This is a genomic window from Nonomuraea sp. NPDC050404 (assembly GCF_040655495.1).
Classification (GTDB): domain Bacteria; phylum Actinomycetota; class Actinomycetes; order Streptosporangiales; family Streptosporangiaceae; genus Nonomuraea.
This window is the reverse complement of the sequence record NZ_JBFAKB010000011.1, coordinates 1-20,026: the sequence shown is the minus strand read 5'-3', so window position 1 is coordinate 20,026 and position 20,026 is coordinate 1. Positions and strand designations below refer to the sequence as shown.

Sequence of the window (20,026 nt, the reverse complement as noted above, 5' to 3'; positions counted from 1 at the left end):
CTATATCCCACATGCGAGACAAGGGGCCATCAGCAGGAGGTGGCCGCCGGCGGCGTGGACTTCTCGCCGGGCTTGGGCCCGACCAGCAGCAACGCCTGCCCGTCGGCGCTCATGACGCCGTCCCGCACGTACCGGTCCGCCTCGAAGCGCCGGTTTCTCTCATGATGGTCCACGCTGTCTCTTTCATCCGGTGGGCTGGCACCTCGTACGTGTCCGGACGCACTGGATGGTTTCAGCTGGCTTTCTAGATTTTTCTCCGGTTCCGAATCTTGATGTCGCGCATGTCGGTAACCGCGATACGCAGGATCTCATGCGGCTGCCCGTACGCCTCCAGCGCCGCCATCGCCGCCAGGGTCGCCTCGTCCTCCCCGTCGTCGGGCCCGGCGGGCACCTGGCAGCGGAACGTGAACACCGACACGCTCTGGTCGTGGGTGAACGTGCCCGCCTCGGTGTAGCCGGCGCCGGCCGCCGCCCGCACGACCTCCCGGCCGGCGTCGTCGAGCCCCTTGAACTTGCCACTCATCGTCACTCTGAACACGGAGTCAGTCCTTTCGTACGGCGTAGCCCAGGACGTGCTCGCCGAGCACGCTCTCGGCGGCGTCCATGAGTTCCAGCACGGCCCCGGCGATGGCGTCGGGCCGCTCCCCCGCCGCCGTGCGCCGGCCGATCTCGGCCAGCACCAGCGAGTGCAGGCAGCCGATGTGCCAGGCCACCACGCGCACCAGCGGATCGTCCCGGCCCGTGCCGCCCTCCTCGGCCAGCACCGCCTCCAGCGCGTCGGTCATCTGGGCGCCCAGGTCCTGCAGCCGGGCGGTCAGCGTGGGCGCGGCCCGCATCATGTCGAGCACCCGCCCGAAACCCGAGCTCAGGCCCACCTGGCGCTCCCGCCCGCGCACCTCGCGGCGCAGCCGCGCCAGCACGGCCCCGGCCGCCGACTCGCCGGGGGCGCGCTCCCGCACGATGGCGGCCAGGCGCTGCGCGGAGCCCTCGTCGGGCGACAGGACCAGGTCCTCCTTGGCCTGGAAGTAGTTGTAGACGGTGTTCACCGACACCTCCGCGGCGGCGGCGACCTCGGCGATCGTCACGTTGTCGAAGCCGCGCTCCACGAACAGGCCGATGGCCACGTCGGAGATGCGCTGCCGGGTCTGGCGCTTCTTGCGCTCCCGAAGTCCTTCCGTCATTCCTGAAGTCTACTGCAAACTTTAAGTCGATTGCATTTTTGCAGCGGGCTGTGGTTTCCTTCCCGGCATGTCCATCGAAGTCATCCGCGCCCGGGGCCTGACCCGGACGTACACCTTGAAAAGCGGGCCCGTGCACGCCGTACGAGGCATCGACCTGACCGTCCAACGCGGTGAGATCCTCGGCTTCCTCGGCCCCAACGGCGCGGGCAAGACCACCACACTGCGCATGCTCGTCACCCTCCTGCCACCCACCGGCGGCACGGTCGAGATCGCCGGGCACGACCTGCTGCGCGACCCGGCCGGGGTGCGCAGGCGGATCGGTTACGTCGCCCAGTCCGGTGGCCTGGACCCGGCCTGCGGCGTACGCGAGGAGCTCATCACCCAGGGCAGGCTGCACCGCCTGTCCAAGCCCGAGGCCGCCGCGCGGGCCGCGGAACTGGCCCGCGACCTGGCACTCGACGACCTCATGGACCGGCCCACCGCCGCGCTGTCCGGCGGCCAGCGGCGGCGCCTGGAGATCGCGCTCGGCCTGGTCAACCGGCCGGAAGTGCTCTTCCTCGACGAGCCCACCACCGGCCTCGACCCCGGCAGCCGGGCCGACCTGTGGGCGCTGGTGCGCCGCATCAGGGCCGAGCACGGCACCACCGTGTTCCTGACCACGCACTACCTGGACGAGGCCGACGCGCTCGCCGACCGCATCGTGGTCGTCGACGCCGGCACGGTCGTCGCGGAAGGCACCCCCGCCGGCCTCAAGGACCGCTACACCGGCGACCCCGGCGCGAGCCTCCAGGACGCCTTCCTCGCCATCACCGGCCGCACCGAGACCGACGAACCACTCGCCGTCTGACCACTGGATCTCCTGATGAACTTGCTGCACGACACCGGCGTCGTCTTCGGCCGCTACCTGCGCGCCACGCTTCGCTCCAAGACCAACCTGCTGTTCGGCATGCTGCAGCCGCTGCTGTTCCTGGCGCTGTTCGGCCCCCTGCTGACCAGACTCGACTTCGGCACCGGCGGCTCCTCCTGGCAGATGCTGGTGCCCGGCGTGCTGATCCAGCTCGCCCTGCTCGGCGGCACCTTCGTCGGCCTCGGCCTGCTGATGGACCGCAACCTCGGCATCATCGACCGCATGCGGGTCACGCCGGTGCACCCGCTGGCTCTGCTGCTCGGCCGCACGCTGTGCGACGTCGTGCAACTGCTGGCCCAGTCGGTGCTGCTGGTCCTGCTCGGCCTGGTGCTCGGGCTGCGCGCGCCGCTGGCGGGCGTGGTGATCGGGCTGGCGTTCGTCGGTGTGCTCGCGGGGGCGCTGTCGGCGCTGTCGTACGGGCTGGCCATGAACATCGCCACGCCGCCCGAGTTCGCCGCCATCGCCAACACCGCCGGCATGCCGCTCATGTTGCTGTCCGGGTTGCTGCTGCCGATGAGCCTGGCTCCCGGCTGGCTGGACGTGGTCTCGCGGGTGGTGCCGCTGCGTTACACGGTGGACGCCGTACGCGAGGCGTTCCTCGGCCACTACGCCAACACCACCGTCGCCCTCGGCGTCGCGGTCACTCTGGGCCTGGCCCTGCTCTGCCTGTTCGGCGGGGCGCGCCTGTTCAACCGCGCGCCGGGCGCGTGACGGCGCTGAGCGGCTGACGTCGTCGGGCGCGTGACGGCGTCGTGATCGCCACGGAGCCGTGCTCCGTGGCGATCATGGGTGGTCAGCGCCGGGGGATCTGGATCCTGTCGAAGGCGAATGGCCGCTTCGCCTCGGTCATGGACAGGCCGGCCGTCCCGCAGGCCGCGAGCTCGATATGCCGGAGGATCGCCTCATCGATGGGGCTCGGCAGGATGTTGCCGTTCTCGTCGAGCCGCTGGTATCCGACGAGGTTGAAGCCGATGGAGACCTGACGCTCGCCGTCCGGGCCGGTGTACGCCTCGGTGAGCATGCCGATGACGCCTCCGCTGTGCCCCCAGAACCGGCCGCACGGCAGATCGACCGGGTAGATGCCCAGGCCGTAGTCGAACGTGTCGGTGACGCCCGCGCCCGGTGCGACGGGCACGACCTTCCGCATCTCGGCGAGCAGCCCCGCATCGAGCAGTTCGCCGCGCAGCAGCGCCCGGTAGAACCGGTTGACGTCCTCCATCGTCGAGACGAGGCCGCCCGCCGTCCAGGGCGCGGAGTTGTCGTAGACGCTGAAGTCCTTGGGCGGGTCGATCAGCCCGTACAGCGACAGGTAGGCCTTGGAGTGCGGCCCCGGGATGACCGGCGTGCGCGGGAACGACGTGTGCCGCAGCCCGGCCTTGCGGATCACCTGGTCGGTGATGGCCCGCTCGGCGCTGACGCCCGTCACCTTCTCCAGCAGCAGGCCCGCGATGATGTAGTTGGTGTTGGAGTACGAGCCGGGCAGCACCCCGGGCTGCCCGGTCGCCGGGGCCCCGAGCGCCATGTCCACCAGTTCCCGCGGCCGGTAGGTGCGGAAACGGTTGTCCTCGAAGCTCTGGATCGAGGTGTAGATCAGGCTGTCGTAGTCGGCGAGGTGGCTGGTGTGGTTGAGCAGCATGCGTACGGTGATCCGCTGCCCGAGCTCGCCCGGCACCAGGTCGGGCAGGTAGCGGCCGATGGGCGCGTCGAGCTCGATCGCGCCGCGGCCGACCTGCCGCAGGACGGCCGTCGCGGTGAAGGTCTTGGTGACGCTGCCGATCCGGTGCCGCATGTCCGGACGCACCGGGCGGCGCGTCTCCACGTCGGCCACGCCGGCGGCGCCCTTCCAGCTCTGACGGCCGTCGGTCACGTGGGAGTACGTGCCGTACATGCCCGCCTCGTGCACGGCGTTCAGGCTCTGGCGCAGTTCCCGCCGGTCGAGTCCGGGCTGCTGCGCGGCGGCACCCGGGCTGGACAGCAGCACGAGTCCCACGATGATTGCGGTGAGTAACGCGATCAGGTTCCGCTTCAACTTTCTCCCTCTCGATGTGTCTGCCTACATCCAGCCTGAGTCGGTTTCCTCCGGGTGGGCCATGCAGATAGGTCCACGGGCGCATGAACTTTGCTACACGTAGGCTGCTGCAAGCGGACAAACACACAAAGAGGGGGCCAAGCGGGATGAGCGGTGCCGTCGTGGCGGTCAGCAGCAGTGGCGAATACACCTTCACCAAGCCGAACAGGGACAGCGTCACCCTGCTCGCCGGTCTCGGCGTGGAGGGGGACGTGCATGCCGGGGTGACGGTCAAGCACCGCTCGCGGGTCGCGCAGGACCCGACCCAGCCGAACCTGCGTCAGGTGCACCTCATGCACGAGGAACTGTTCGCCGAACTGGGCGAGGCGGGTTTCACCGTCAAGGCGGGCGACCTCGGCGAGAACATCACCACCAAGGGCATCGACCTGCTCGCCCTGCCGGTCGGCACGCTGCTGCGCATCGGCGACGAGGCCGTCGTGGAGCTGACCGGGCTGCGCAACCCGTGCCTGCAGATCGACGGTTTCGCGGGCGGCCTGCTCAAGGAGGTCGTCGGCCGGGACGAGGCGGGGAACGTGGTCCGCAGGGCCGGCGTGATGAGCGTGGTCAAGCTGGGGGGCGTCGTCCGTCCCGGTGACGTGATCCGGGTGGAGCTCCCGGCCGGACCCCACCGGCCTCTCGACCGGGTCTGAGGTCTCACGCGCCGCCGGGCTCGTTCGCGAGCCATCGGCCGACGAGGTCGGTGACGATCGTGCCGCCGCGGTCGCTCAGGTGAACGTGGTCGACGAGCATCTCGCGCCCTCCCGCGCGGGCGATCTCGTCCCAGCTCCGTCCCAGGAGATAGTGCTGGGCGGCGACGGTGAGGGCGAGGGGAAAGCTGAAGTCGTACGGAGTGCGCCTCGCCGGCAGGCCGGCGACCACGCGTTCGTACAAGGGCAGGTAGCCGGCCTGTGCCCGGGCGGCGGCCTGCCGGATCGCGGTGTTGTAGGCGTTGAGGCGCCGGTTGATCTCAGTGTTCAGGTCCTCGCCGAGCGGCGGCAGGGACGCCAGCGCGATCCGGGCGGTGGTGCGGGCCTTGAGATGGTCGACGATCGCGTCGAGGTTGGCACTGAACTGCCGCAGCGGACCTCGTTGCGGACGTCGTTGGTGCCGATGAGGATCGTGACCGCGGCCGGCCGGCAGGCCACGACGTCGGTGTCCATGCGCAGGCGCAGGTCGTCCGTGGTGTTGCCGTTGATGCCCGCGTTGACGAACTCGTAGCCGCCGAGTTCGGGCCGGGCGCGCAGCGCGGCCACCCAGTCGGCGCCGAGCGCGCCCTGCGTCATGCTGGCGCCGGCGGCCACCACCCGGGGGCGCTGCCCCGCCTTGCCGGTGCAGGCGTCGGCGGGCGGATTGGCGGGCGGGCGCAGGAAGGTGAGATAGCCGACCGTGCCGGTCAGGCCGAGCAGGACGGTCAGGAACAGGCTCAGGCCGATGACGATGCGCTTTTTCATGATCAGTACCCCAGTGAGATGCCGTGGCCGACGGTGGCCGGGTCGGTCAAGGCGCCGAGGGTGGCGTGGGCGAGGTCCGCGCGGGCGATCGTGATGCCGCCCCGCACGTTGCGGTCGGTCGAGGTGCGGTACGGCCGGCGCTCGCCGTCGGTGAGCCGGGGTGGCCGCATGATCGTCCAGTCCAGGCCGCTGGTGCGGACGGCCTCGTCGGTACGGGCGAAGTCGGCGAACCCGTCCCGGAGGAAGCGCCGCAGCAGCGGCTTGACCAGCAGGCGGCTGGCCGGTCCGTCGCCCTGGTCGACGACGTGGCCGCTGGCGGTGATGACGATGAGGCGGCGGGTGCCCGCGGCGCGCATCGCGGTGATGATCGCGCGGGAGCCGTCGGCGCACACCGATCCGGTGGTTCCCGGGCGGGGTCCCAGGGCCGAGATCACCGCGTCCCTGCCGGTCACCGTGGCAGTGATGGCGTCGGCGTTCATCACGTCGGCGGTCACGGGTTCGAGCCGGGGGTGATCCGCCTGGGGCAACCGGCCCGGGTCGCGTACCACCGCGGTGACGTGATGGCCCAGGGCGAGAGCCTGATCCACCAGGTGCCGCCCGGTGCCCCCGGTAGCGCCGAAGATGGTCAGCTTCATCTACACTCCAAAGCTAGTAAACGCTCGCTAACTGACGATGGGGAGGTTAGTGAGTGATTACTAACTACGTCAAGCGGGAGAAGGAGGAAGATGGGCACCAGAGATGTGATCCTTGACGCGGCGGCGACCGTGATGGCCGAACGCGGCCTGGCCAACGTCACCACCCGCCAGATCGCGCAGGCCGCCGGGTTCACCGAGGCGGCCCTGTACAAACACTTCGCCAACAAGGCCGACCTGCTCGTGGCGGTGATGCGCGAACGCTCCCCCGCCTTCACGCAACTGATCCAGGCGCTGCAGGGCAGGGCGGGCACGGGAACGCTCGCGGGCAACCTCACCGCCGTGGCGCGGGCCGCGATCTCCTTCTACGGCGCGGGCTTCCCGATGCTGGCCTCCATGTTCGCCGACCCGGCCACGCTGGCCGCCCACAAGGAGGAGTTGCGGCAGCAGGGCGCCGGGCCGCACAAGGCCAACGAGTTCGTCGCCGCGTACCTGCGCGCCGAGCGGGACCTCGGGCGGCTGCGGCCGGAAACCGACGTCACCGCCGCCGCCGGGCTGCTGCTCGGGGCCTGCTTCCAGCACGCGTTCCTGAGCCACATGTCGCCCGCCGGCCTTGACGACGACACGGCCGCGGAGTCCTTCGCCCGTACCCTGCTGCGGCAGCTTGACGGCTAGTTCGCCGGGAGGCCGACCGCGTTGGCCGCGTCGGCTTCGAAGTACTCCGTCGTGGCGAAGGGGGCGACGTGACCCTCGAAGAGGGTTCTGACGCTGTCGAGCGAGTCGTGCACGATGATGTTCACCGCCTTGGTCCCGTCGGTGCTGGCCACCGCGAAGGTCCAGGCGGCACCCTGCGGCAACTGCCCGTGCGCCATCTTCAGCGCGTTCCAGTACGCGCCGCTGTCGGTGATCGTGGAAACCGCCATGACATGCATTCCCGGGTTCTCCTTGTTCGTTCTCGGACTTACTCGGCAGTTGGTGTGCAGGTATTGCGCGACTCCGTCTTGGAAGTCGTAGATGGCGACGGTCTGCGGGTCCTCCGGCGGGCTTTGCGGGGGCATCAGGAAATGCGTCTCGCTGATCGCGTGCAGCTCGTACGTGAGGCGCTCCGGCATTCCGGCGAATTGCGCCTCCACGGGATTCACCGTGAAGTCGAGGCGCAGTTGCCCGCCTTGCGCCGAGACTTCGTAGCGGGAGCCGGGCCGCTCGTAGACGCCTTCGTACCTCGCCAGGTCGAGGGACTGCGCCGGATCCGGTTCCGGCAGGTCAGGGACCGTGGGCGCGCCAAATTCGGGAAGGATCTCGTTGAACACCCGCTTGTAGAAGCTGTCGCGCGGCCCGGCGTTGGTCAGCAGCACGAGGGCGAGACCCGAATCCGGCAGAATGCGCAGGCGGGCGTTCTGGCCGATGGTGCTGCCGTCGTGCGCGTAGACGGTCTCGCCGTGCCAGTCGCACACGATCAGGCCGAGAGCCCATTCCGGCCCGAACGTATAAGGGTCGGGGACGGGTACGCGCGATTCCATCATTTCGCGGACGGCCTCGGCCGAGACGATTCTGGTGCCGTCCGGCGCCTTCCCGCCGTCGAGGAAGACGTGCGCCATCGTGAGCACGTCCCGTGCCGTCGAACTGATGTTTCCGCCGGGGCCGAAGGAACGCGGCAGATGAGCCAGCGGTGAGACGACGGGCCCCTCGTCGAGGGAGCGGATCAGGTGCCCGGTCGCGGCGCGACGCGGGTCGACCCGGTCCTGCCAGGTGCTCGTGCCGGTCAGTCCGAGCGGGTCGAAGAGGCGGTCCCGCATGATGTCGTCCCACCGTTTGCCGTCGATCACCTCCATGACGCGGGCGAGGATCGCGTAACCCAGGGCGGCGCTGTAGCCGTGGGTGTGGCCCAGGGGATGCACCTGGGGCGCGCCGGCGATGTTCGCGATCATGCGCTCGTACACGTCGTCGTCCTCGCCGGGATCGCCGTAGACCTCCTCGATGCCGTTGGTGTGGTTCAGGAGATGGCGGGGTGTGAGGCGGGCGCTCACCTCGGGGTCGGCGACGCGGAATCCGGGCAGATAAGTACGCACCGGTTCGTCCAGGGCGGCCCGGCCCTCGTCTATGCATTGCATGAAGGCGAGGGCGGTCCACGTCTTGGTCATGGAGCCGCACTGGTAAATGGTGTCGGTCGTCGCGGGCTCACGCGTCGCCGCATTCTTGATGCCGGCCGCGAAGTCAGTGATCTCCCCGTTGTGGAGGATTCCGAGCGCGGCGCTCGGGATCCGGTATTCGGCGAGGAGTTCGGTGATTCGCGTTCGTGCTCGCGTGACATCAAACATCTGCATGTCCTTTCCAGACGAGGAAAGGCTACGTTGCGTTTCATGGTCGGTCAACTGAAATCGGCCCTATTCGGCGAGGTAGCGACGCATTGTTGCAATGGCAATGTCGATAAATGCAATTCGGGCTGCGGCTTCGTTGCAATGTACTGTGGAGAAACGCACGCACGTGTCAGAGAGGAGACGTCCGGTGCCCGGGAGCAGGCTGACCCACGAGGACCGTCGGCAGATCGAGACCTGGTTGTCCGACGGCCTGGGCACCGCCGAGATGGGCAGACGGCTCGGCAGGCCCACCTCCACGATCACCCGCGAGATCGCGCGCAACGGCGGGCTCGCCGGCTATCTGGCCGACCGCGCCCAGCAGGCCGGCGAACAACGCGCCCGCCGCAACAGGAGCATGAAGAGCCCCGAGCCCGACGACCGGCAGACCGAGGCGGCGCGCCGCTTCGTGGAGGAGTACGCGACCCTGCTGGCCGGGACCGGCCTGCCGCGGATGGCCTCCCGGGTGTTCGTCTGCCTGCTCACCTCCGACTCCGCCAGCCTGACCTCCGCCGACCTCGTACGCCGGCTCCGGGTCAGCCCGGCCTCGGTGTCCAAGGCCATCGGCTACCTCGAATCGATCGACCTGGTCGGACGTGGCCAGGACCCGGACGGTCGCCGCGAACGGTACGTGATCGACGGCGACGTCTGGTTCCGCGCGTGGAAGACGGACGCCAGCGCGCACGCCGAGGTGGCGGCCGCCGCCCGGCGCGGAACGGACATCTTCGGCCCTGACACTGCCGCCGGGATCCGGCTGAGCAAGATGGGCCGCTTCTTCGCCCGCCTCAGCGACCAGATGGACGGCAGCGGCCTCACCCACGCGATCGTGGCCGACGCCCTGACGCTGATCGCCGCACTCGTGCACGCCGCCCGCCCGCTCACCCCGGACGACCTCGCCACGGCACTGGGCTGGAATGTCCAGCGGGTGGCCGACGCCCTGGACGCGATCAGCCGGCGTCCGGTCCTCTCCGACCCGCTCGCCGTGCAGCGGTCGGAGCAGGGGACGTACACCATCGTCCCGAGGCCGGACCGCCTGAGCGACGCCCAACGCGACGCGCTGAACGGTTAAATGATCTGGCCGTGGGCAGCGGGGCGACATCGGCAGCACACTCTGCCGGAGGCCACGCGTCCTCGTCACTCACCATCGTGCACTGCCCGACATGAAGGAGCGCCCAGGGTGGCGGGCTCACGAGCTAGCGATCGGTCGGCGGCGTCGTCTCCTCCGAGGGCGGCGTGGTCTGGAACAGCGCGACGGCCCTGGTGCCGATCTTGAATGAGGTGCGGGGACGTGGTCCGCCCTCGACAGGGACTTTGCGGCCCCGTACCGTCACCGCGATCACACTGCCTCGGGGAAGCACGGCCGTCAGGGCGGAAAGCATTCCGGCGATTCCGGTCGTGGCCCCGGACCCCTGCCAGTGGGTCTGTTCGCCGTAGGGGACGTCGGTGATCACGATGTCGGGCGCGAGCCCGTCAAGTGCCCGCCGGAGCCGGTCGGGGTCGAACACATCGGCCTGGCGCACCGCGTACGGCACATCGCCTCCGGAAGCGTCGAGCTCGGCGGCGATCCGGCGGGCGGCGTGCGCCGCCGAGGCATGGGACGGCCTGTCGAAGCGGGCCGCCCGCTCGTCGAGTTCAGCGGCGCGAGCCGTCAGGCCGGTCCTGCTCAGCAGGCCGAGATTGCGTTCGGCCAGGGAGATCGCCTCAGGGTCGAGGTCGGAGGCCAGCACCGAGGCGATCTCGCGCCGGTGCAGCAACGCCAGGACGGTCAGCAGGTACCCGCTGCCGCAACACGGGTCCCACACCACGGCGGGCCGGTCGCCGCCGCGCAGTGCCAGCGCGCGCTGGAAGATCTCGCTGACCAGCCGGACAGGAAAGGCGGGAAACCCGGGAGCCGAGTGCAATACCGAGCCGCTGGCCAGGTGCTCGAAGTCCTGCCGGACGGTCGCGTGCCGGTAGGCCATCAGGCGCCGCTCGCGCCGCGGTTGCGCTGGCGGGCGGCCTCGTACAACACCACGGTCGCGGCGTTGGCGGCGTTCAGGGAGCTGGCCGAGCCGACGATCGGGATGCGCGCCATCGTGTCGCAGCTCTGCCGCCATCCCGCACTCAGTCCGGTGGTCTCGTTGCCGATGACCAGCAGGGTAGGGCCGGTCAGGTCCAGGTCGGCGATGTCGGCGGCGCCGCCCTCGTCGGTGCCCACCACCGTCAGCGGCAGACCCTGCGCCCGCAACTCCTCAACCCACGCCAGCACCTCCCGATGCGAGTGGGCCCGGACCACCGGCAGCGCCAGCAGCGACCCGGTGGAGGCCCGCACCGATCGCGGGTCGTACGGGTCCGCCGCGTGCCCGGTGACGATCAGGCCCGCGCCGCCGAACGCGTCCAGCGACCGTGCCATCGTCCCGATGTTGCCAGGGCTGTTCGGCCGGTCGAACACCACGCCCAGGAACGACGGCCCCACCGGGATCCGGGACAGCTCATCGCCCGGCAGCTCGACCACCGCCACCAGCTCGGGCACGTCCTCGTCCTTGCCGCCCAGCTCACGCAGCAGGTCGGGAGCCATGGCCACCCGCTCACCACCGAACGCCTTCAGCATCTGGGCCGCCCATTGCGACGGCTGCCGGTCGGCGTCGTAGATCAGCGTCCGCACCGTCCAGCCGAGCTCGACCGCGAGGCTGATCGGGCGCACACCCTGGACCAGGAACTCCCCGGCCCGTTGCCGCTTGGCACGGTTGCCCAACAGCGCCTGCCACTGCTGGAACCGCGCGTTGGCGCGAGAGATGCGCAGCTCTCCCGTCATCGATCGTCCCCGATTCACCACGGTCTACAGGATAGAATCAGTCTTCCGCTGGCGACGACAGACCGCGACGGCCGGCTCCCCTGCAACCGCCTCAACCCCAGCCGTCCATATGCTGCGCCCGCAATACCAATGGCGGGCGTAGCGGGCCACCACTACCGACGGGGTCACATGACGGCGACTTCCTTCTATGGGGTTGCGGGACTGCGGCGCTGCCCTTCCACGCAGAACCGGTTGCCCTCTGGGTCGGCGAGCACCACGTACGGGGGGATCTCCGGCTGGGCGTCCTCGGGATAGTGCGGCCAGTCGACACGCTGCGCACCCAGGGCGACCAGCCGATCAACCTCCTCGTCGAGATCGCGATCCCCCGCGTTGAGATCGAGATGTATCCGGGGAAACTCTTCGGCGGGGCTCTCGCTCACATCCATCGCAAGGGCGACACCGCCCACGCCGGGCGGAGGCTCCAGGACGATCCAGTCGTCGCCCTCGAAACGTGGCGGCCGTCGCACGTATCCGAGCGCCTGGCGCCAGAATTCTCCGGCCCGCACATCATCCGTGACGCCCACAGAAAGCTGCCCGATCGCGGTCATCCGCCGAGGCTACCAAGCCGCCCGGCCGCCACGATCAAACGCTTGTCAGGCAGGTTGAAGATGGCGGATGCGTACGCTGTTGAGCGCTGTCCGTCCGTCGTCATTCACCTCGTACTCTCCCACCTTGACGTATCCGTGCTTGTCGTAGACGCGGTCGAGATCGGCGTTTCCCGCCCAATGGTCGAGCCCCACACCTGGAGCTTGGCGCGCTTCGGCGCGGCGGGACGCTTCCGCGAGGAGGGCCTGGCCGACGCCCTGGCCGGCGGGGCCGCGGTCGGACATGATGACGTGCACGAACAGGGCGCCCCGGGGAAGTAATCCGGACGGGATGTGCGGTGGGACGGCGGGCGCGAGGGCCAGGAGCCCAACGGGATTGCCGCCCCGCTCGGCCACGGTGATGGCGCCCTGCGACGTCCACTCCGTGAATCTTTCGGGGAAACCCGGCATCTGGCTGAACGGCACGGCGCCCCACTGCTCCGTCCGGCCTCGTGCGACGAGCCAGCCGAGGATCGAGTCCATGAGAGCGAGCAGGGCGGTGAGGTCTTGCGCGGTCGCCGGGCGCAAGATGAGGTGTTGATCGTCGGGCATGCTCGCTCGTCCTCCTTGGAGGTAAGATGCTGGCAGCAGAAACTTTAGTTTTCTAAGGGTTAGATTGTCAAAGCAAAGCTTGATCGAAGCCGTCACCAAGGCCGTGCAGAATCTGCAGGACGCCACCGACGTCATGGACGAACGCGCCGCGCGCCGCCTGGGCGTCAACCGCACCGATCTGCGCTGCCTGAGCCGGTTGAGTGCGCGAGGGCCGCTGACGGCCAGCGAACTGGCGACCGCCGCGGGACTGACCGGAGGTGCCATGACCACCGTGATCGACCGGCTGGAACGAGCGGGCCTGGCCCAGCGCATCCGCGACTCCGCCGACCGCCGCCGCGTCCTCGTCCATCTGACCGAGCGGGCCGAACGATTGACCGCGGAGATATGGGGGCCGGTCCTGGGTGACGCCCGGATCGAGCTGGGCAAGTTCAGTCTGGCCGAACTGGGCGTGATCGAACGGTTCCTGGCGCTGGCGTTGAAGAACCAGCAGGATCATGCGGCTCGCCTGCGCTCCCCAAGCCCACACAGCCCACCAAGCCCACACAGCCCACCAAGCCCACACAGCCCACCGAACTGATGGAGCCCACCCAGACGACGCATCCCATCGAACCTCCCGACTGAACGGCCTCTGGTGGGAGGCGGAGGCGGTGTTCTCAGATCGCGCAGCCGCCCTTGTCGAGGTTGTGGAGCCCGGCCGTGCTCTCCGCCATCCGCCGGTAGTCGGGGCATTGGGTGAAGTCGTCCGCGGTGCACTGCATCAGGTGCTCGATCAACGCCTTGGACGCCGATATCTCCTGGAGCCGATGCTCCAGTTCCGCGTGGTGCCGCTGGAGGAGGGCATGGCGCTCGGCCTGGCCGGAGACGGTGAGGACCTCCCGGATCTGCTCCAGGCTCATGCCCGCCGCCTTGGCACGGACGATCGTCAGGACGCGTACGACATGATCGCGGGTGTAGCGGCGGCGGCCGTTGACCCTGGCGGCGGGGGCCAGCAGGCCCATGGCCTCCCAGTGGCGCAGGACATGCGGGGCGAGCCCGAACTGGTCCGCGAGTTCTCCGATCTGCATCCAGTCGCTTGACTTCATGTTGACATTAACTTGCACACTTGCCTCCACGTCAAGCGATCACACTTTATGGAGGCAGGACATGTACGACGTCGTCACCGTCGGAGGGGGCCCGGCCGGCATGGCCGCCGCGCTGGCCCTGGGACGGGTTCACCGCAGGGTGCTGCTGGTCGACGCCGGGGAGGGCCGCAACGCCGCCGCCGAGAACGTGCACAACTTCCTCACCAGGGACGGCACGCCACCCGCCGAGTTGCGCAAGCTCGGCCGCGAGGAACTGGCCGCCTACCCGGCGGTACAGACAAGGACGGGGACGGTCACCGACGTCCACGTGCTGGACGGGGACGGCTTCCAGCTGGACCTGTCCGAAGGCGGGACGGTGGCGGCACGGCGGCTGCTGCTGGCCACCGGGCTGGCCGACGAGCTTCCCGGCCCGCGCGGAGTACAGGCGCTGTGGGGCCGTTCCGCCTTCCACTGCCCCTACTGCCATGGTTATGAATGCACCGGCAAACGGATCGCGGTGCTCGGCACGGACCCGCCCCGAGTACGGCTGGCGCTGCAACTGAGCCGCTTCGCGGCCGACGTCACACTCTGCGGCGGCGGCCATCCGCTCGACCCCGCGGCGCGGGCCACGCTGGAAACGTACGGCGTCGGCGTGCGCTGCGAGGCCATCACCCGCCTGGAGGGCACGGACGGACGGCTGGAACAGATCGTGTTCGAGACCGGCCCGCCCCTGGCCAGAGACGCGGTGTTCGTCGTCAACGTGCCACGCCAGCGCTCCGACCTCGCCGCCCGCCTCGGCTGCGTGAACTTCGCCGACGGGTGCGTGGAGGTGAACGAGTTCGGCCGGACCAGCGTGCCGGGTGTGTACGCCGCAGGCGACATGGCGCGCCGGGCAAGCATGCCGGTGCCGATGGCCGCGGTCATCGCCGCGGCGGCCGGCGGCACCGTCGCCGCGGCGGTCATCGACCAGGACCTGCTGAGCGCCGACTTCGGCCTGCCCGACCCGTTCGCGCGGGCAGGGGGCTGATCACGGTGTCCGCGGATCTCACGCAGACCGCCTCCGGCGTCCCGTCCAAGAGCGGCAATGTGCCGCTCGCCACGGCCGGCCTGCTGATCGGCATGCTGCTGTCGGTGCTGGACCAGACGGTGGTGGCCATCGCCCTGCCCGACATCGCCGCCGATCTGGGCGGCATGGACGCGATCGGCTGGGTCGTCACCTCCTACGTGCTGGCCTCGACCGCGACCGGCGCGCTGTACGGCCGCCTCAGTGACCGGTTCGGCCGGCGTACGGTGTTCCTCGCCGCGGTCGCCGTCTTCGTCGCGGGCTCCGCACTGTGCGGACTGGCCCAGACGATGCCCCAGCTGATCGCCACCAGGACCGTGCAGGGCATCGGCGCGGGCGCGCTGTTCGTGTTGCCCACCATCGCGTTGTCCGAGCTGTACCCACCCCGCCTGCGCAGCCGGATCCAGGGTTTCACCGGCGGCGTCTTCGCCCTGGCCAGCGTGGGCGGCCCGCTCGCCGGCGGCGCGATCACCGACGCCTGGGGCTGGCGCTGGATCTTCTACATCAACCTCCCGCTCGGCCTGCTCGCCCTGGCGCTGGTCGCGTTCGCGCTGCGGTTGCCCAGGACCGGCGGGGACGGCAGGGTCGACCTCGCCGGGGCCGTGCTGATCGCCGGCGCGACCGTGAGCCTGCTGCTGGTCGCCGAATGGGGCGGACAAGCGTACGCCTGGAACTCCGGCATGATACTCACGCTGCTCGCCGCCCTGGTGGTGCTGGGAGCGCTGTTCGTGTGGCGGGAACGTCGCGCGGCCAACCCGCTGCTGCCACTGCGGCTGTTCTCCGACCCCACCCTGCGTGTCGCACTGCCCGCCACCGCGCTGCTCGGCGCACTGCTCGGCGGATCGATCGTCTACCTGCCCACCTACCTGCAGGCCGCCTACGGCATGGGAGCCACCCAGGCGGGCCTGGCCCTCAACCCGTACGTCCTGACCTTCATGGCGGTCTCCTCCCTCGCCGGCGCCCGCATCGGCGCCAGCGGCCGGTTCAAGCCCTACCTGATCGCCGGCTCACTGATCGCGGTACTGGGATTCGTCCTGCTGGGCCTGCTCCGGCCCGACACCCCGTACGCCCTGCTCGCCGTGGTGCTCGGCGTGCTCGGCGTCGGCTTCGGGCTGCTGATGCAGAACCTCATGGTCGTCGCCCAGAACGCCGTCTCCCCCGCGGACCTGGCCGCCACCACCTCCGCCGCGGTGTCCGTCCGCGGCCTGGGCCTCTCGCTCGGTGTGGCGATCTTCGGCAGCCTCCTCACCCGCGAACTCCAGGGGCGGCCCCCGGGCCCGCAAGCGACCGCCGCCGCCCTCCCCGACGTGCTGTTCTGGGGCGCCCCGGCTGCCCTCGTGCTGGTGGCGTTGCTGGCCCTGCTTCCTCAAGGCGGCAGCGAAGGACAGGCGCAGGCCGTCAGGGGTTGAGGTCGCGGGGCCGGGCCGTGGAGGAGCGGGGTACCAGGCTCGGCGTCTGTACGGAGCGGGTCGCGGCCTCGATGCCGTTCATGACATCGAACAGCGTGTTGGTGACCTCGACGCCGAAAGCGAACACGTCGTGGCTCATCGCCGACAGGGCGGGCCGGGCGAGCTGGCAGAGCTGGGAGTCGTCCCAGGCCAGGATCGACAGGTCGCCGGGAACGGACAGGCCGAACTCGTCCGCGACGGTGAGCGCGGCCACGGCCATGATGTCGTTGTCGAAGACGATGGCGGTGGGCCGGTCGGGCGCCAGCAGCAGGCTGCGGCACGCACGGCTGCCCTGGTCGGCGGTGAAGTCCGCGACGGCGGTACGCCCTTCGAGCCCGAGCGCGCCGATCACCTCGTCGAAGGCCGCGGTCCTGATCGCGGTGTGGCCGAGCTCGACCGGCCCGCTGACCCTGCCGATCCTGCGATGCCCCAGCGCCGCGAGGTAACGTACGGCCTCGCCCATGCCCGCCGCGTCGTCGGTCCACACCGAGGTGAACGGCCCCGCCAGCGACGGATGGCCGACCACGACGGCGGGCAGCCCGACCTCGGCCAGGGCGGGGATCCTGGGGTCGTCGGTCCGCAGGTCGACCAGGATGCTGCCGTTGACCCGGCCGCCCTGCCACCACTCCGTGTGCACCTCGGCCTCGTCGCCCGCCTCGGTGACCCGCAGCAGCAGCGAGCAGGATCGCCTGCTCAGCACGCTCTCGACCCCCGAGATGAACTCCATGTAGAACGGCTCCAGGCCAAGCAGCCGGGCGGGCCTGGCGATGGCCAGGCCGACGGTGTGCACCGCGCGGCCCGACAGCGCGGCGGCGGCGAGGTTGGGCCGCCAGCCCAGGTCCTGCGCCGCCTTGAGTATGCGTTGCCTGGTCGCCGCGGAGACTCCGGGACGGTCGTGCAGCGCGAGGGTCACCGCCGCCGGCGACACTCCCGCCCGCGCCGCGACGTCCTTGATGGTCGACCTGCGGTGTTGTCCTGCCGCGTTCGTCCCCGCCACGGACACACCTTACTGTCTCGGCATCTGTTGAACGTGCAAGTCCGGCGGTCCGGGCTGTTCCACGTCACATATCAGTCCGTCAGCTAAAACGTTTCATGGCGCTTCCAGCAGAGCTTCCAGGCCCTCGTCCCACCGCCGGGGCACCTCGCGGCCGCTCAGATGCACCCCGCCGATCCAGCGGTCCACGCCGTTCAGCCGCACGTGGTCCTCCTCCCCCGCGAGCACCCGCGCGCCGGTGGCGGTCAGCCGCACCCGGGTGGTGTGATCGACGGGAACGTCGGCGGGCCGGAGCTCCAGCAGCGGGTACGGGGCCCGTGCCAGGCGGTCCATCACCGCGAAGCACCAGGTGTCCCCGAGATAGGGGCGGGCCTCCCTGGCGGCGGCACGCACGAAGACGTCCCCGGCGCTCTCCGCCCCGGCGGCCACCGCGGCGAGCACACGGCGTTCGGTGAGGGAGAGCCCGTCGCGGGTGGAGGGGTACTCGCGGCAGAGCCGTTCAAAGGCCTCACCGAGGAAACGCAGCTCGACGGAGCGGACGGCGGCGATGGCGGGCAGGCCATCGGGCGCCGGGGCGCGGAAGGCCGCCCACGCCCGGGTGGCCAGGTCGAGCGCGGCCGGCGTGAGCCGCGCGCACGCCCCGGTCTCGGGCAACTCGCGCAACTGCTCGGCGCGGAGCTCCCCGAGGCCGCCGAAGCGGGCGATGCCGGGATGTTCCCCGATGCAGATCAGCGTGACGCGCTCGGCCGGCACCTCCAGCTCGGCGAGGCGGGCGAGGATCTCGATGATCTGCAACTGGTCGTAGAGGTCGGCCTCGAACCACAACACGTACTCGCCGTCGCGGTTGGCCTCCAGCTCGGCGTCGCGCCGCCGGAACATCCGCAGGCCCTCGGCATGGTCGTCCGCGTCCGCCCCGATGAGGAAGTCGGCCCTGATCCGCCGCAGCTCCTCGTACCCCACCGCGGGAACCGGCCCTTCGTGCAGCGTGTCGCGCCAGTACACGATGTTCCTGGCCAGCCCCGTCCCCGCCAGGTCGGTGCAGTCGCCGTTGCTGACGTGCAGCGCCGCCGCCATCAGCTCCTCGACGGGGGTGGGCCGCTCGCCGAGCAGCCGCCTGCGCGCGATCGCGTACGACTCGCCGGTCTCCGCCATGCGGGCGCGTACCCGCCGGTCGAAGTCTTCCTGCTTGGTCATGTACGTCTCCCGCGCGCCGGAGGCTGGGGCGCGGACGTCAGCCCTGCACTCATGCTATCCCGGACCGGGGCGGTGGCCGGCGCGCTCAAAGCCGGTCCGCCGGATCAGGACGCACCTGTCCGCGTGACGGCATTTGATGGATGTGGCGCCGGGCCCGGACGCCCTATCATCATACGTCCCACCTGTCCCTTCTGCCACAGAGACACCCCGGAAGATCAGTTCAGCAGCGGTACGAGCTGCTCCTCCTCATAGTCCAGGTGCGCCTCCAGCTCAGAGGTGAGCCGGTTCACCTCGGCGAGCAGGACCTGCGGGTCGGGGTCCGCGGCGGACAGGAGCGTCCTGAGCTCGCCGAGCAGCCGCGCGACCACCTCGTGCTCGGCCTGCAGCCGGTCCAGCACCGGGGTCAGCTCCGGATAGCGGTGCTTCAGCCCGGGAAACAGGTGTTCGTCCTCGTGCGAGTGGTGCACGTGCAGGTTCTGGCACATGGTCAGGCAGTTGACGCGGAGCTGCGCGGCCAGGCGCGGGCCCGAGGTGGCCGCTTCCCTGCGGATCAGCGCCAGCTCCCGGCGGAAGACGTCGTGGATGGTGATCAGCGCGTCACCGAACCGGCCGGGAGGCGGTCCCGCGTGGATCGCGTGCAGCGCCACGACGGGCAGCGTACGGCCGGAGCTCTCCTCGTAGGCGCCCCAGCCGGGGTCGGTCTCGACGGCGCGGGCGAACAGGCGCTCCCGCTCGTCGCCTTCGAGCACGACGGCCTTGGCCTGGTACGTCATCAGGCCGTCCTCCACGGTGACCTGCGGGTTGGCGCGCAGGTTGTGGTACCAGGCCGGGTGCCTGGGCGAGCCGCCGGCCGAGGCGATGACGAGCAGGCGGTCGCCGTCGGGCAGGTAGCCGAGCGGCGTGGTGTGGGCGGCGCCCGTCCTGGCGCCGACGGTGGTCAGCAGGATCAGCCTGCCTCCCTCGAAGGGGCCGCCGACCCGGCCTTTGTTGGCGCGGAATTCATCGATGATCTGCTGGTTGAAGTCCATGGGCATGCTGGTGGATCGCTCCTTGCGGGTGGGGTGTCAATGACAACGAGAAACCCGCACGGGCATGCCGGCGTGCGTGGGTGCTACTACACCACCACGGGCATGGGACGACGCGCGGGCGCGGTGTGCTCAGGCACTACCGGCGGTGAGAGTGGTCACGGCGTCATCCCCTTTGAAACGGCGCCTCCATGCCCCACCGTTCTCATGGTGGGCGACACGCGACGCGACGGCCATTACGCCCAGATTCCGCAAAGGCTGTCAAGTCACTCCGCGGCGGAACACGTGGAGACGCAGGCGAGAGTCGAACTCGCGCGTACGGGCTTTGCAGGCCCGTCCCCGCACCGGCGGACTGCGCCAAAGTGGCCCCAGCAGGATTCGAACCTGCAACTGACCCGGCTTCGTAGGCCGGCGCTCTCTCCATTGAGCTATAGGGCCGCGGACAAGTACCCCGTACCGGACTCGAACCGGCGATTTCCCGGGTGAAAGCCGGGCGTCCTGACCGCTGGACCAACGGGGCGCGCGTACGTCCGGCGGGATTTGAACCCGCACCGTCCGGTTCCTGAAACCGGTGCCTCTGCCATCCTCGGGTATTCAGCCGAGGGAGTCGGCTCTTCCTGAAACATGAGAAAAGGTGCCCCTGACCTGCAAGGATTTGGGTGTCGACGCCATATCCAGT

Annotated in this window: 24 protein-coding genes and 4 tRNA genes; 8 read left to right on the top strand and 20 right to left on the bottom strand. The window is 70.1% G+C overall.

Annotated features, from left to right (window positions below; genetic code table 11):
* Positions 1-29: 29 nt before the first annotated feature.
* From AB0I81_RS29100 to AB0I81_RS29090, 3 genes are all read right to left on the bottom strand, one after another.
* A complete protein-coding gene (locus AB0I81_RS29100) occupies positions 30-173 on the bottom strand; it encodes a hypothetical protein (RefSeq protein ID WP_360662853.1) in 144 nt (47 codons plus the stop codon).
* A gap of 71 nt (positions 174-244) precedes the next feature.
* Positions 245-538, bottom strand: a complete 294-nt coding sequence (locus AB0I81_RS29095; protein WP_360662851.1) for a DUF6204 family protein — start codon at positions 536-538, stop codon at positions 245-247.
* 4 nt (positions 539-542) lie between these two features.
* Positions 543-1,181 (bottom strand): TetR/AcrR family transcriptional regulator, encoded by a 639-nt coding sequence (locus tag AB0I81_RS29090; protein ID WP_360662849.1) that lies wholly within the window; start codon positions 1,179-1,181, stop codon positions 543-545.
* A 67-nt stretch (positions 1,182-1,248) separates the two neighbouring features.
* On the opposite strand from AB0I81_RS29090, the gene AB0I81_RS29085 reads away from it, so the two are divergent.
* On the top strand, positions 1,249-2,028 hold the full coding sequence (locus AB0I81_RS29085) for an ATP-binding cassette domain-containing protein (RefSeq protein WP_360662847.1): 780 nt from the start codon (positions 1,249-1,251) through the stop codon (positions 2,026-2,028).
* Positions 2,029-2,043: 15 nt separating this feature from the next.
* Positions 2,044-2,799 (top strand): ABC transporter permease, encoded by a 756-nt coding sequence (locus AB0I81_RS29080; RefSeq protein ID WP_360662845.1) that lies wholly within the window; start codon positions 2,044-2,046, stop codon positions 2,797-2,799.
* An 82-nt stretch (positions 2,800-2,881) separates the two neighbouring features.
* On the opposite strand, the gene AB0I81_RS29075 is transcribed toward AB0I81_RS29080, so the two are convergent.
* Positions 2,882-4,117 (bottom strand): serine hydrolase domain-containing protein, encoded by a 1,236-nt coding sequence (locus AB0I81_RS29075; RefSeq protein ID WP_360662843.1) that lies wholly within the window; start codon positions 4,115-4,117, stop codon positions 2,882-2,884.
* Between the two features lie 146 nt (positions 4,118-4,263).
* On the opposite strand from AB0I81_RS29075, the gene AB0I81_RS29070 reads away from it, so the two are divergent.
* A complete protein-coding gene (locus AB0I81_RS29070; protein ID WP_360662841.1) occupies positions 4,264-4,806 on the top strand; it encodes an MOSC domain-containing protein in 543 nt (180 codons plus the stop codon).
* Between the two features lie 4 nt (positions 4,807-4,810).
* Here the strand turns inward: AB0I81_RS29070 and AB0I81_RS29065 are convergent, their stop codons facing one another.
* The 3 genes from AB0I81_RS29065 to AB0I81_RS29055 all read right to left on the bottom strand — a co-directional run bounded on the left by AB0I81_RS29065 (position 4,811) and on the right by AB0I81_RS29055 (position 6,242).
* The gene (locus tag AB0I81_RS29065; RefSeq protein WP_360662839.1) at positions 4,811-5,047 is read right to left on the bottom strand and encodes a hypothetical protein; all 237 of its coding nucleotides are present in this window, start codon (positions 5,045-5,047) and stop codon (positions 4,811-4,813) included.
* Positions 5,048-5,130: 83 nt separating this feature from the next.
* Entirely contained in the window at positions 5,131-5,607 is a 477-nt protein-coding gene (locus tag AB0I81_RS29060; protein ID WP_360662837.1) for a GDSL-type esterase/lipase family protein, read from the bottom strand.
* Positions 5,608-5,609: 2 nt separating this feature from the next.
* Positions 5,610-6,242 (bottom strand): SDR family oxidoreductase, encoded by a 633-nt coding sequence (locus AB0I81_RS29055; RefSeq protein WP_360662835.1) that lies wholly within the window; start codon positions 6,240-6,242, stop codon positions 5,610-5,612.
* A 90-nt stretch (positions 6,243-6,332) separates the two neighbouring features.
* On the opposite strand from AB0I81_RS29055, the gene AB0I81_RS29050 reads away from it, so the two are divergent.
* On the top strand, positions 6,333-6,914 hold the full coding sequence (locus AB0I81_RS29050) for a helix-turn-helix domain-containing protein (protein WP_360662833.1): 582 nt from the start codon (positions 6,333-6,335) through the stop codon (positions 6,912-6,914).
* Here AB0I81_RS29050 and AB0I81_RS29045 read toward each other — a convergent pair.
* Entirely contained in the window at positions 6,911-8,557 is a 1,647-nt protein-coding gene (locus AB0I81_RS29045; RefSeq protein WP_360662831.1) for a serine hydrolase, read from the bottom strand. The two genes, AB0I81_RS29050 and AB0I81_RS29045, sit on opposite strands and share 4 nt — an antisense overlap.
* A 187-nt stretch (positions 8,558-8,744) precedes the next feature.
* On the opposite strand from AB0I81_RS29045, the gene AB0I81_RS29040 reads away from it, so the two are divergent.
* Positions 8,745-9,662: a helix-turn-helix domain-containing protein gene (locus tag AB0I81_RS29040; RefSeq protein ID WP_360662829.1), complete on the top strand. Its 918-nt coding sequence runs from the start codon at positions 8,745-8,747 to the stop codon at positions 9,660-9,662.
* Positions 9,663-9,786: 124 nt separating this feature from the next.
* Here AB0I81_RS29040 and AB0I81_RS29035 read toward each other — a convergent pair whose 3' ends face one another.
* From AB0I81_RS29035 to AB0I81_RS29020, 4 genes are all read right to left on the bottom strand, one after another.
* A complete protein-coding gene (locus AB0I81_RS29035) occupies positions 9,787-10,554 on the bottom strand; it encodes an rRNA methyltransferase (RefSeq protein ID WP_360662827.1) in 768 nt (255 codons plus the stop codon).
* Positions 10,554-11,387 carry a TrmH family RNA methyltransferase gene (locus AB0I81_RS29030; RefSeq protein WP_360662825.1) on the bottom strand — a complete coding sequence of 278 codons (834 nt, stop codon included), beginning with the start codon at positions 11,385-11,387 and terminating at the stop codon, positions 10,554-10,556. Before AB0I81_RS29030 ends, AB0I81_RS29035 begins: the two co-directional genes overlap by 1 nt.
* A 185-nt stretch (positions 11,388-11,572) precedes the next feature.
* Positions 11,573-11,974, bottom strand: a complete 402-nt coding sequence (locus tag AB0I81_RS29025) for a VOC family protein (RefSeq protein WP_360662823.1) — start codon at positions 11,972-11,974, stop codon at positions 11,573-11,575.
* Between the two features lie 45 nt (positions 11,975-12,019).
* Positions 12,020-12,562 carry a GNAT family N-acetyltransferase gene (locus AB0I81_RS29020; RefSeq protein WP_360662821.1) on the bottom strand — a complete coding sequence of 181 codons (543 nt, stop codon included), beginning with the start codon at positions 12,560-12,562 and terminating at the stop codon, positions 12,020-12,022.
* Positions 12,563-12,641: 79 nt separating this feature from the next.
* On the opposite strand from AB0I81_RS29020, the gene AB0I81_RS29015 reads away from it, so the two are divergent.
* Complete coding sequence (locus AB0I81_RS29015; protein WP_360662819.1) at positions 12,642-13,139, top strand: MarR family transcriptional regulator; 498 nt, start codon at positions 12,642-12,644, stop codon at positions 13,137-13,139.
* A gap of 76 nt (positions 13,140-13,215) precedes the next feature.
* On the opposite strand, the gene AB0I81_RS29010 is transcribed toward AB0I81_RS29015, so the two are convergent.
* The gene (locus tag AB0I81_RS29010; protein WP_360662817.1) at positions 13,216-13,644 is read right to left on the bottom strand and encodes a MerR family transcriptional regulator; all 429 of its coding nucleotides are present in this window, start codon (positions 13,642-13,644) and stop codon (positions 13,216-13,218) included.
* 61 nt (positions 13,645-13,705) lie between these two features.
* On the opposite strand from AB0I81_RS29010, the gene AB0I81_RS29005 reads away from it, so the two are divergent.
* Together AB0I81_RS29005 and AB0I81_RS29000 are read left to right on the top strand one after the other, a co-directional pair.
* Positions 13,706-14,650 (top strand): NAD(P)/FAD-dependent oxidoreductase, encoded by a 945-nt coding sequence (locus AB0I81_RS29005; protein WP_360662815.1) that lies wholly within the window; start codon positions 13,706-13,708, stop codon positions 14,648-14,650.
* 5 nt (positions 14,651-14,655) lie between these two features.
* A complete protein-coding gene (locus AB0I81_RS29000) occupies positions 14,656-16,095 on the top strand; it encodes an MDR family MFS transporter (RefSeq protein ID WP_360662813.1) in 1,440 nt (479 codons plus the stop codon).
* On the opposite strand, the gene AB0I81_RS28995 is transcribed toward AB0I81_RS29000, so the two are convergent.
* From AB0I81_RS28995 to AB0I81_RS28965, 7 genes are all read right to left on the bottom strand, one after another.
* Complete coding sequence (locus tag AB0I81_RS28995; RefSeq protein WP_360662811.1) at positions 16,085-17,131, bottom strand: LacI family DNA-binding transcriptional regulator; 1,047 nt, start codon at positions 17,129-17,131, stop codon at positions 16,085-16,087. The genes AB0I81_RS29000 and AB0I81_RS28995 overlap by 11 nt on opposite strands.
* A gap of 93 nt (positions 17,132-17,224) precedes the next feature.
* Positions 17,225-18,322, bottom strand: a complete 1,098-nt coding sequence (locus tag AB0I81_RS28990) for a hypothetical protein (protein ID WP_360662809.1) — start codon at positions 18,320-18,322, stop codon at positions 17,225-17,227.
* 215 nt (positions 18,323-18,537) lie between these two features.
* Positions 18,538-19,356: a nitroreductase/quinone reductase family protein gene (locus AB0I81_RS28985; RefSeq protein ID WP_360662807.1), complete on the bottom strand. Its 819-nt coding sequence runs from the start codon at positions 19,354-19,356 to the stop codon at positions 18,538-18,540.
* Between the two features lie 277 nt (positions 19,357-19,633).
* Positions 19,634-19,706, bottom strand: a tRNA-Cys gene (locus AB0I81_RS28980).
* A 4-nt stretch (positions 19,707-19,710) separates the two neighbouring features.
* Positions 19,711-19,785: transfer RNA gene (locus AB0I81_RS28975), tRNA-Arg, on the bottom strand.
* A 9-nt stretch (positions 19,786-19,794) separates the two neighbouring features.
* Positions 19,795-19,867 (bottom strand) — tRNA-Glu (locus AB0I81_RS28970).
* Positions 19,868-19,875: 8 nt separating this feature from the next.
* Positions 19,876-19,947 (bottom strand) — tRNA-Leu (locus AB0I81_RS28965).
* Between the last annotated feature and the right edge of the window lie 79 nt (positions 19,948-20,026).